The organism is Embleya sp. NPDC025285, assembly GCF_055558835.1.
The window spans coordinates 21,557-30,848 of the sequence record NZ_JBVHLU010000116.1; the positions used below are offsets into that span (position 1 = coordinate 21,557).

Genomic DNA, 9,292 nt, shown 5'->3' on the forward strand with positions numbered 1-9,292 from the left:
GCCAACGACGGCCGCGGCACTTCGTCACCGCTCATCGGACAAAGCCTCTTCCCTGATGATCCCGTCAGCTCGGATAATGTCGGGCGATCAGACATCCGCCCTTTCGAAGGAAGCACTCGGTGTCATGGACCGGCAAGCTGTCGCTGCTGAAGCGGTTGTACCGCGAGGCCACGATCGAGGCGCCGTTCGACCCCGATGTTCGATATCCGAACCCGTGGGTGGCGCTGGCTGACGAGGACAACGACTGGAGCGTCCATCATCGGGCGAAGGCCGATCGGTATCTGACACGCCTGCGTGAGCTGATCGACGTGGTCGGCGTACAGACGTGGGCGATGACCACGTTCGCCCAACAGCGGCCGCAGGTCGCCTCCCCGGCCGGCAGCTGCTTCACGCGCCGTTCCCGAGATGGCACCATGCAACTGATCTTTCGGCCCGGCGACAGTGCCGAGCGTGTGCTGGTAGATCGCTTCAACCCCAGCATGGAATGGCCGGGGCTCTACCCCGACGGGTTCTGGCTGTCCGAAGACGGCAGGCATCTGATCTATTCCGCGGCGCACCCCGTCAACGAGGGTGGGACTTCTCTCCACCTGATCAGCACGGAGACCGGCGAAGAGGTCTGCGCGCCGCTGCGGCCCGCCCAACGGCCGTCCGGGTCCTGGCTCGGATCCGACATGTTCGTGCATTCCCTGTACGCGGTTGGCGCGTCCGACGAAGGACGTCATCAGCTCGACGCCGGTTGGACCGCCTACATGCGCAGGATCGACCCGGAGGGCGTGGTCCGTGACGAACCGCTGCCCCGAGTTCTGCGTGCCGGGAGCAACTCGCGTTTCGACTTCGTCCCCGGGCCCCGACCCGACACCTACATCGCGATCTCGTACAGCCACATCCTGAACACCGCGAACGGGATCCACGTCGTCGACCGATGGCACGACCCGGCCCGTGAGTACACCATTCAGGACGAGGCGGAAGGGGTTCTCGGCCGAGTGCGGCTCGGACCGGTCGGGCCAGACGGGAATCGCCGGGTATTTTTGCTGCGATTCGACGGTGACGGGGAACGGTCGGGACGAATCCTCATGGTGGACCCACCAGCTGTGGGTGAGAGCCGCGCGCGGCTGACGGAACTGATCGCGGAGCGACCAGGCGACGTGATCCGCGAGTTCGAGGTCGTCGACCGCGGCCCCGACCTGCCGCCCGCCTTGGCGCTGCACGTGCGACGAAACGGCGCCGAGGTACGCGTGGACATCGTCAATCTCGCGCACGATGACCGCGGGCCCGACTCTGCGCCGGGGCGACTGACTGTCGGGAACCGCTGGACGGCTGTTTTTCCCGGCCAGATGATGAGAAGCGAAGTCCCCGGTGTCGCCGTCGAGGGCGTCTACGGGGCGATCACCGCGATGACGGCCGGCCGCGGCGACGGGGATGGTTTCATCGAGTTCGAGTATCAGTCGCTTCTCATCCCGCCGCGCCTGTACCGTCTGGAGGCAACAGAGCCGGGGACCGAACCGATCCTGGTCGCAGGACCCGCCGACAGTGAAATGCGCGGGGCAGGCATCCCGGAAGTCGACGTGTCCCTCCACCAGGCGCACACCCGGGACGGTCGCAAGACGTGGATGCACGTGGTCCGGCCGACCTCGGTCGCACCGGACACTCCGCTGCCCACCGTCGAGGTCGCCTACCCGTTTTTCGATCTGGGCATGGCCCCCACGTTCCGGCCCCAATTCGCCGCCCTGATCGCCCGCGACGTCGCGTTCGTCTCCCATCAGATCTTCGGCAGTGGCGCCGACGGACGAGGCGACCAACTCGTCACGAAAGCCCCGGTGCGCGAAAAGGGCAGACTGGATCTGGAGGCGGGGTTTCGCTACCTGGATCGGCTCCCCGGCGTCATCGGCAAGACGGCCCGAACTCTCGTCTTCCAGTCCGCCGCCGGCATGACAGCGGTCGACGCGCTGCGGCACCTGACGCAGCACTTCGCCAACCTCGTGGCCTTCGTGCCAGGGCCCAGCACACTCTCCCGCAACGGCGCCACCCACGACGTCCACATGGACAGGACGGATCGGCAGGACCGCATGGCCGCTCATGAAGCGTCCGGCCCTCTGCCGATGAAGGCGCACAAGATGCCGCTGAGGACGGTCTGGATCGCCGGCCGTTCTGATGGGCGGGCACCCCCGCTGGAGATCCGCCAGACGGCCGCGTCAGGCGAACTGGCGGAAGCCGAGTATCACGGCGATAAGATCAAACGCCCAGGTACGATCATGATCGAAGAGGACGGAGTAGGCCATTTCCCCGGCGGTGCGCAACTCAGCGTGATGGCCGCAGTGCTCATCGACTGTTCGGGGCGACACGCGGCCGGACCACAGCCGGTCAACACCAACAGGTCACCCAGGCTGTATGGGGAGATGACGAGGGCCACTGCCGCAGGATTCACGCCCATCTTCCACGCCTTTATCCCGAAGCCGACGCGGGCGTCGAGTCGTGAGGATCCGAATAGGGCAGGCCGCGTTCTCCCGGTCGTCGTGGATCTTCGCCGGGGCCGTGAACACTCGATCTGAGATGGGCGTCTGCGGTCGGCTGTCGCCACGCCGTAAGCCGACACATCTGTGATTTCGAGGTGGCTGGTCGGTGTGTGGGTGGTGGTGTGACCTGTCGTATTGCAGGTTGGTTGAGAACGTTGCGGTGGGTCCGGGTGTGGGCGGTGTGTGATCCGGCCTGGGGATGACGCGGTTTTTGTTGAGAACGCATGGGTGATTTGCACATAGTTCCGTGCCTCTCAAGGACTGGCCCGTGTTTGTGCTGGGCACAGGGTGGGCCTGCGTCATGCGGGTGGTGACGGGGACGCCGAGGCAGCGGGCGGACCCGGGCGGCGAGGGCCTTGGCGGTCGCGCCCGGTGGCAAGAGGACGTAGGCGACAGGCACGCGTGGGTGGGCCCGCCGGCGATCAGGGACGGTCGGGCGGTGGTCTGTTGCCGGAGGCTCCGGGCCCGGGAGCATCGGCGTGCCTACGTTCGTGGCGAGGGTGTCGCCGGCCGGGGTGCGGACCGTCATGAACGCGGAGTGATAGGCCGGACGTTCTTTCCTGCTGCGCAGCGGTGTGCCGGGCTCGGGTGGTTTCGGGGCGGTACGGCGGCGAAGACCTGCCGGCTCTGCCAGGTGGCCCCCGGCCGGGAGCGTGCCGTCGGGTCGGCATGGGTGTGTCCACGCGTCGTTTGAGTCTTTGCCCGATTGCGCACCGGGGGCCACCATTTCACCTCGATGCTCGCCGTGATCACCAATCGCTCGCGCAGTGCCCTCCTGGCCTCCTGCTTGGCCCAGCCGCCGGCCGGGCCGGATCCGCAGCCTTCGGCGGGTACGACACGCTCGGCACGATCTCGAACACCCGCGTCCGGGTGTGCTCGGGCTTGGCCCTGGCGAGGATCTGTGCGGGGGGTTTGGGGGCGTGTCAGTCGGACGTGGGGGCGCCCCGTCCGGCGGGTGATTTCGTCCGGGCTGGTTGGCTTGCATCGAGTGCCGAAAACTGTCGCGACGCTTCCTGGAATCGGGCTCTCCCGACGTGCGACGGGGAGCTCATTCATTCGAGGGATCGTGTCGGCGGCGTCGGGCGGGTGCGCTCACGCTCGCGTTCTTCGGATGATCGAGGCGTGGTATGTGGGGTCGTCGATCCCAGGACGGTCCGGTTCGGTGCGGGTCGTTGTGGGTCTGCCGGCGGGGTGTCAGGTGCGGAGGTGGGAGGCTCCGTTCAGGTCGAGGATGGTGCCGGAGGCCCACAGGGCTTGGGGTGATGCCAACCACAGGACGGCGGCGGCGATTTCGTGGGGGTCGGCGACTCGGCCGAAGGGGCTTTGGCCGCGGATGGTGGCGCCTTCGGTTCCGGTGAGGCGGTGAGCGACGCGATCGGTGTCGATGAAGCCGGAGGCGACGGAGGCGACGGCGATGTCGTAGGGCGCCAGGGCCACGGCGAGGGATTGGCCGAGGGCGTGGATCGCGGCTTTGGTGGCTCCGTAGGCAGGATGGTCGGGTTCGCCGCGGAAGGCGCCGCGTGAGCCGATGTTGACGATGCGTCCCCCGGTGCCTTGGTCGATCATGCGGCGTGCGGCGAGGTGGCTGAGATTGGCGGTGGCGAGCAGGTTGACTGCGACGTGCTGGTGCCAGGCGGCCGTCCAGTCGGGGTACGAGGTGGTCGCCGGAGGGTGGGCCGGGGTGCTCGCGGCCGCGTTGTTGACGAGTACGTCGATACCGCCGAGGGCGTGAGCCGTCGTGTCGACTGCCGCGGCGATGGCGGCCGGGTCGGTGAGGTCGCCACCGACAAGGACGTGACCGGTCCCGGCCAGGCTCGCCAGTGTCTCCTGGGCCGCGTCGCGGCGGTTGCCGTGGTGTACCGCGACTCGATCGCCATTGGCGGCGAAGGCTTGCGCGACGGCTCGACCGAGGCCGCGGGAGGCGCCGCTGACGAGCACCCGCCTGCCGGTCGCGAGGGGCCGGACACCGTCAGCCGTGCTCGGGACGGATTTGGAAGAGGACATGGCCGCGAGTATGCCGGACGCCCCCGGTAAAGCTCCGACTGCACGGATGACGCACTTTGCGCGGACATTGCGAACTGGGAAATATTTCGACGAACTTCGCGTCGCCCACGATCAGGATCCTCCTGCTCCCGGTGACCGATGCCGGCAACTGCGGCGGTTCCCACGGCATGGGGGACGTCAACGGAACCCGCACGCATGATCGACGCCTCGAAAGGCGGTGTCGAGTGGCAACGCAGGTGGGTCGAGGGCGGGGCGCACGCGTTGCACGGTTTGAAGCGGCGGGGACTGGAAACGCCACCGCGCCAGTCCCCGACCCTACAAAGGGGCGGATCGACGGCGTCATGTCCTTCTCCACTTCGGCGTGGATCCCCGAGCCGATCGCCGTCGCGCCGCCAACCGCGAAACAGTTCCACGACGCCGTATCGCGGTGCGCCAAAGGAGGGTCGCGACGGCCTCGACCCGCATCGCGGTCATTCCGCACACCCGCGTCCGCACAATCCCTGATGGGTTCGCGAGGGCCCCTCTCCCTTTTCGCCGTCGCGTAGTTGATCTAGTGTCGTGTCCCGGAAGCCGTGAGCGTGAATCAACCGGTTTCGGACGTTTCCTACGCACCGAATCCCTCGGTTCTCCGAGGGGTTATGGCGCGCGGCCCAACAGGGGAGAAAGAACGTGAACTCAAGGCTCTCCGCCTCTACGCGACGAGGGAAGATGGCTATCGTCGGATTGGCCGCCGCGTCATCCTTCGCCGTCGCTGGATGCAGCGAGGAAGGCAGAACGGGGCAAAATACGGGTCCGGACGAGCCGCGAGCCCAGCCCGCCTCGGCCGGGACGGCACCCAGGACGGGGACCGCCGCCGGGACACCGGTCGACGCGAATGCCAGACTCGCGGAGATCAAGGGCACGGGTGGAGCGGCGCTCGTCGTCCACCAGGTCGTACGAGACTCCGGGGGATTCGTGACGGTCCAAGGTGTGCTCACCAACAGCGGCCCCATTGCCCTCAATCCCGCCGCGTGGTCGGGTACCGAGACCGTCATCCAGAACAACAATCTCAACTCGGTGGCCGGCGCGACCCTGGTCGACAAGGCCGCGAAGAAGCGCTACTACATTTTGCGCGACACCGACGGGCAGTGCTTGTGCACCAATAAACTCACCGCGCTGAGACCGGGTGAGTCGATTCCCGTCTTCATGCAGTTCCCGGCGCCCCCCGCCACCACGACCGAGGTCGACTTCACGCTGCCCAACTTCGCCACCACCTCGCTGAGCATTTCCGGATGAGGACCTCGACGACCCGACCCCGTATGTCACGTGGCGTCCCCTCATATCGCACCGGCCGTACTCTGGCCGTCTTCGCTCTCTTGACGAGCGCGTCGATCGTCGGTATCCGCGGCGCCGTTGCCGACGAGGCTCCCACGCCACCGGGCACGACGACTTCGACCCGGCCCACGGTCCGTATCGACACGGCCGATCCCGACCTGAGACTGGCCGAAGGGGCCACGCTGGCTCCTGCCCGCGTACTCGACATCGGTCGGATCGTAGAGGACGAGGGAGGCGAAGAGCGCCGAGCGGAGACCAGTACCGACATTCGAGTCGCGCTGCAGGCGGAGGTGCTGTTCGGTAAGGACAGCGCCGTACTGAGTGCCTCGGCCACCACACGCATCACAACCCTCGCCGAGGAGATCAAGCGGTCGCATCCAGCCACGGTGACCGTGCTCGGCTACACCGACAATCTGGGTTCGTCCGCGCACGGGGACGTACTGTCGCGACAGCGTGCCAACGCTGTGCACGCGGTGCTGCTCGCGGCGCTCGGCCCGGGCGTGGCCTTCGACGTCCGCGGCCTGGGCGAGAAGGATCCGATCGCGAGCAACAGCACCGAGGAAGGGCGCAAGAGGAATCGCCGGGTGGAAATCGTCTACCCGACCGCCTGACCTTCCGCTCACCCTCCGGTCGTCCGACCTTCGGTCGGCGGGCCCTGACACGCGCCGCTTCCGACCCAGGGCGGACCGCGGTTCGTATCCCTCGCACTTCGTCCTGGCTCCGGCCGGCGCCGCAGTAGTGGCGGATGCGGAAGAAGACACGAAGCCGGCGATCCGCCGGGCCCGCCGCGAACTCGGCCTCAAATCTCACCACCCTGCCCCGGCTGCTCGCCGCCGGACCAGCCGCGCCCGGATGGCACCGCCCGGGCCGCGCCGCCCTCGAAGCGCCGCCGTCGCGCTCTTCGACCCCGACGGCCGGCGCCCGGCCGACGTCGGGGCCCGCGAACGCGTCACCCGACTCCGCGCCACACCACCGTTGCCCGACCCCTGGGACAGCGCCTGAATCCCGCGCCGACGTCGCCTCATCCGAGGGTGAATTCATGACCGGACACCCGCGCGGCCATGGTTCGGCCCCTCGCGTGGCCCGCCGCACTTGCACGCGACGGGCCACGCGAGGGCGGTCGTGTTGTTGTCACCACGGTCCCTTGGCCAAGACGACCGAGGCGTCGTCGTGGTACTTGCCCGCGCCGCGCAGGAGGTGTCCCGCGATCACGGCGGGCGAGTGTCGGAGGACTCCGTGGAGGGCTTCGGGGTTCCATCGTCGGGTCAGGCCGTCGGAGTGCGTGACCAGCGCGCTGACATCACGGTTCCGTGCCCGGGGGCGGAGTGTAGGTCGATGGTGTCCGCGATTCGGCGACCATGCCCAGGCCGATGCCCAGGGTGCCGGCGGTCGAGCGGCCGTCGCGCATCGCGGCCCCGACGTCCGCCATTCCCGGTCTGCTGTCCAGGGCCAGGAACTCGATCCCGGCGTGCTGCCCGGTGCGCACGATCGGCAGCACGATCGCCCCGGCGACGGCGTGCTTGACCAGGTTGGAGACGGCTTCGGACATGGCCAGGGCGACCTCGCCGGCCCGGTGCTCGCCCATCCCGATCGGGGCCGCCGGCCGGGAGGCGGCCCCGACGCGCCGATGAGGTTGTCGCGGAACCACACCACGTCCTCGCTCTCCAACGGCACGACGCTCACGGCATGCGCCCGGCGGCGCAGGCCGGGACGGCGGGCCGCCCCGTGCCGATACGGCTGTGGTCCACGACGACTCCCGGGCTGAAAGGGCCTACCGGCGGGGATCCCGCCGGTTGTGCCGGCGGCAGTCTGCCCCGGAATGCCCACGATGATCGCGTTCGGGCCAACCTGATCGAACCGTGGGGGCACCTCTTGGAGGAAAGGTCGCGGCCGGCGAGGGGGTCACGGTACGGGGCAGATTTTATGTGCTTCAAGTTCTCAAAAATCTGTGGTGTCCGGAGTAGACATTGGGTGCTGGTGTGGTTATGGTTTCTCTCGTAGCCCAGAGAGACGGAAGGGCCTGGCAGAGACGAACTGCCGGTCGCAGTACAGCAGTACAGGTAGTCGCAGTGCGCAGGACGGTGCGCTGGTGGAGTCCCGAAGCCAGGATGGTCGCAGGACGGCGACGGGACTGACGGCCGCACCGGGTGGCCCGCCGTGATCGGCGGTCGCCGTGAGCAGTACCGCGGTCCACGCGGTGGCGGTACCCGCAAGTGCAGTTCGCAGTACCCGCAGTGGAGTAGGTGAGCAGTACCTCGGTGAAGGCGTCGACTGCGGACGCGCGCATCGGGAGGTTCGGCGGTGGGGTTCCAAGCCAGAGCAGTCGCAGGACGGGCGATCGGGGCTGGCCGTCGAAGCGTGGCGCTGTCACAGGCCACCCGGCAGTGGGTATCACCGGCAGTACGCAACCGAGGAATAGACGAAGGAGTGGAAGCGCCATCGGGATCGCCCGGGCGGAAGTCTCGAGCCCGGGTACCGCAGGACATCGTTAGCGAGGTGGTCTCCGGTCAAGCAACCGCGATCCCCGCGCCCCCGACGGCAGTTCGGTCGGGTCCGCGGAAACAGTAGGCCGGCGCAGCAACAGGGCCGGCAGGTGGTGTAGCAGTTCCTTCGGGGCCCTGGATGCCGAACGGCACCAGGGCCCCTCCACGTTCCCCAGAGAGGCACGATGACAGCAGACACCTCACACCGCCGTCTCGACGACGACGACTACCCCGCCTACACCACGGGCCGCGCCGCCGAAATCCTCGGCACCACCCAGGGCTTCCTCCGCGCCGTCGGCCAAGCCCGCCTGATCACCCCGCTGCGCTCTGCGGGCGGCCACCGCCGCTACTCCCGCTACCAACTGCGCATCGCCGCCCGCGCCCGGGAACTCGTCGACCGGGGCACCTCCATCGAAGCCGCCTGCCGCATCGTCATCCTCGAAGTCCAACTCGAGGAGGCTCGCCGGATCAACGCCGCATACCGCAGCGCCACCGAATCGGCGGACCGAACGGCCGCGGCCTGAGAACCGCCACGACGGCCCGAGGCGGACAAAGACCGACAACGTCTCGCCGTCCCGAAACTCACACCCGACCGGGCGCGCGGAATTCCCTCCGACGGGAACACCGCGCGCCGAGCCGAACGTGGCGCCGCACCTCACATCCGTCTCACGTCCACCCCATGCCGAGCGCGTCCAACGCCGCGACCCGCTCGGCCGGTAGTTTCGGCCGCCGTGATCTGGTGGTGGTCACCCACACCCCCAAAGAGTGCCGACCCGCTGAAGCCGATGCGGCTGTTCGGCACTATGGAGCGGACCGCCACGCGCTACGTCGGCACGGCCCACCCAGGGCGCACCGCCAAGCTACCCAGGTAGCCTCCGGGTCGACTACTGAGCTTTGCGGATTCGGTTGTTGTTGGTTCGTCATGTCAGGTCGGTTGCTGCGAGGAAGCCGTTGAGGAGCGCGGGATGGTTTTGGATG

7 protein-coding genes are annotated in these 9,292 nt (G+C 68.2%); 4 read left to right on the forward strand and 3 right to left on the reverse strand.

Translation table 11 applies throughout. The features are described from left to right. Positions 1-119 precede the first annotated feature (119 nt). Positions 120-2,549, forward strand: coding sequence for a hypothetical protein (locus ACZ4FV_RS44220; protein WP_465326504.1), 2,430 nt, complete (start codon positions 120-122; stop codon positions 2,547-2,549). A gap of 1,158 nt (positions 2,550-3,707) precedes the next feature. Here the strand turns inward: ACZ4FV_RS44220 and ACZ4FV_RS44225 are convergent. Continuing rightward, positions 3,708-4,517, reverse strand: coding sequence for an SDR family NAD(P)-dependent oxidoreductase (locus ACZ4FV_RS44225; RefSeq protein ID WP_465326505.1), 810 nt, complete (start codon positions 4,515-4,517; stop codon positions 3,708-3,710). Positions 4,518-5,486: 969 nt separating this feature from the next. Here ACZ4FV_RS44225 and ACZ4FV_RS44230 point away from each other — a divergent pair. Both ACZ4FV_RS44230 and ACZ4FV_RS44235 read left to right on the forward strand, forming a co-directional pair. Further along, positions 5,487-5,792 carry a hypothetical protein gene (locus ACZ4FV_RS44230; RefSeq protein WP_465326507.1) on the forward strand — a complete coding sequence of 102 codons (306 nt, stop codon included), beginning with the start codon at positions 5,487-5,489 and terminating at the stop codon, positions 5,790-5,792. Continuing rightward, complete coding sequence (locus tag ACZ4FV_RS44235) at positions 5,789-6,442, forward strand: OmpA family protein (RefSeq protein ID WP_465326510.1); 654 nt, start codon at positions 5,789-5,791, stop codon at positions 6,440-6,442. The genes ACZ4FV_RS44230 and ACZ4FV_RS44235 overlap by 4 nt, the downstream gene beginning before the upstream one ends. Before the next feature lie 689 nt (positions 6,443-7,131). Here ACZ4FV_RS44235 and ACZ4FV_RS44240 read toward each other — a convergent pair. Then, a complete protein-coding gene (locus ACZ4FV_RS44240) occupies positions 7,132-7,416 on the reverse strand; it encodes an ATP-binding protein (RefSeq protein WP_465326512.1) in 285 nt (94 codons plus the stop codon). A gap of 1,083 nt (positions 7,417-8,499) precedes the next feature. On the opposite strand from ACZ4FV_RS44240, the gene ACZ4FV_RS44245 reads away from it, so the two are divergent. Beyond that, positions 8,500-8,838 carry a MerR family transcriptional regulator gene (locus ACZ4FV_RS44245; protein WP_465326514.1) on the forward strand — a complete coding sequence of 113 codons (339 nt, stop codon included), beginning with the start codon at positions 8,500-8,502 and terminating at the stop codon, positions 8,836-8,838. Positions 8,839-8,980: 142 nt separating this feature from the next. Here ACZ4FV_RS44245 and ACZ4FV_RS44250 read toward each other — a convergent pair whose 3' ends face one another. Continuing rightward, entirely contained in the window at positions 8,981-9,070 is a 90-nt protein-coding gene (locus ACZ4FV_RS44250; RefSeq protein ID WP_465326516.1) for a hypothetical protein, read from the reverse strand. Positions 9,071-9,292: the final 222 nt, after the last annotated feature.

Bases quoted from the DNA above. Each gene is read 5' to 3' on its own strand.
- ACZ4FV_RS44225 (WP_465326505.1), bottom strand. From the start codon at position 4,517: ATGTCCTCTTCCAAATCCGTCCCGAGCACGGCTGACGGTGTCCGGCCC.
- ACZ4FV_RS44235 (WP_465326510.1), top strand. From the start codon at position 5,789: ATGAGGACCTCGACGACCCGACCCCGTATGTCACGTGGCGTCCCCTCA.
- ACZ4FV_RS44240 (WP_465326512.1), bottom strand. From the start codon at position 7,416: ATGGGCGAGCACCGGGCCGGCGAGGTCGCCCTGGCCATGTCCGAAGCC.
- ACZ4FV_RS44245 (WP_465326514.1), top strand. From the start codon at position 8,500: ATGACAGCAGACACCTCACACCGCCGTCTCGACGACGACGACTACCCC.